Raw genomic sequence first — 1251 nt, 5'->3', positions numbered from 1 at the left:
ATCGAGGTGCCCGCGGGTGACCGGCTCGTGGTCGAGCTCGTCAACGGGGACGACGACGTGCACGACCTCACGCTCGCGACGGGTGCGACGACGGGCCGGCTCGCGCCCGGGGGATCCGCGACGCTCGACGTCGGCGTGGTCGGGCGGTCCGTCGACGCCTGGTGCGCGGTCGCCGGGCACCGGTACATGGGCATGACGCTCGACATCGTGGCGGTCGGCGGCACGGTGACGGTGGACGGCCCCGCGGACGCGGAGGCCGGCGAGGACACGGCGGACGCGCACGCCGGCCACTCCGGCCACGGATCGACGGGCCCGGCCGCGACCGGCCCGTCCGCGGCGGAGGACCTCGACCTCATGGCCGCACCCGCCGACGACTTCGTCGCGCGCGACGCCGCCGCACCACCGTCGCAGGACGCGGGCCGCACGCACCGCCGCACGATCACGGTCCGCGAGGTCGAGCGCGAGGTCGCACCCGGCGTGACCCAGACGCTGTGGACGTTCGACGGCACCGCACCGGGGCCGGTGCTGCGCGGGCAGGTCGGGGACCGGTTCGAGATCACGCTCGTCAACGACGGGTCGATCGGCCACTCGATCGACTTCCACGCGGGCGAGCTGGTCCCCGACGACACGATGCGCACGATCCCGCCGGGGGAGTCGCTCACGTTCACGTTCACGGCGACGCGCAGCGGCATCTGGATGTACCACTGCTCGACGATGCCGATGAGCCTGCACATCGCGAACGGGATGGTCGGCGCCGTCGTGATCGACCCGCCGGGGCTGCCGCCGGTCGACCACGAGTACGTCGTCGTGCAGTCCGAGCTCTACCTCGGGCCGCAGGGCGGCGTCGCGGACCCGGCTCGCCTCGCGACGCGCGTCCCCGACCTCGTCGTCCTCAACGGCTACGCGCACCAGTACCGCGACCGCCCGCTGCGGGTGACCGCCGGCGACCGCGTCCGGTTCTGGGTCCTCGACGCGGGACCCAACCTGTCGTCGGCGTTCCACGTGGTCGGCGCGCAGTTCGACACGCTGTACCGCGAGGGCGACTGGGTGCTGCGCGACGGCGGCTCGACGGGCACGGGCGGCGCGCAGGTGCTGTCTCTGGCCCCCGCCGAGGGCGGCTTCGTCGAGCTGACGATCCCGCAGCCCGGCACCTACCCGTTCGTGTCGCACGCGATGAGCGACGCCGAGTCCGGCGCGTCCGGTCGGCTCGTCGTCACCGCCCCCTGACGCCCGGCGCCGGCGCACCCCCGG

1 protein-coding gene is annotated in these 1251 nt (G+C 74.7%); it reads left to right on the top strand.

Going from position 1 to position 1251, the window contains the following annotated elements; all coding sequences use genetic code 11:
- Nucleotides 1-1227: multicopper oxidase domain-containing protein (locus HGA02_RS19780; protein WP_168681115.1), on the top strand; the 1227-nt coding region annotated here is incomplete at its 5' end.
- Nucleotides 1228-1251: the final 24 nt, after the last annotated feature.

This window comes from Cellulomonas septica (assembly GCF_012396155.1).
Taxonomy (GTDB): Bacteria; Actinomycetota; Actinomycetes; order Actinomycetales; family Cellulomonadaceae; genus Cellulomonas; species Cellulomonas septica.
Note: the sequence above shows the minus strand (reverse complement) of the source record. Positions and strands in the feature narration are given on the sequence as shown.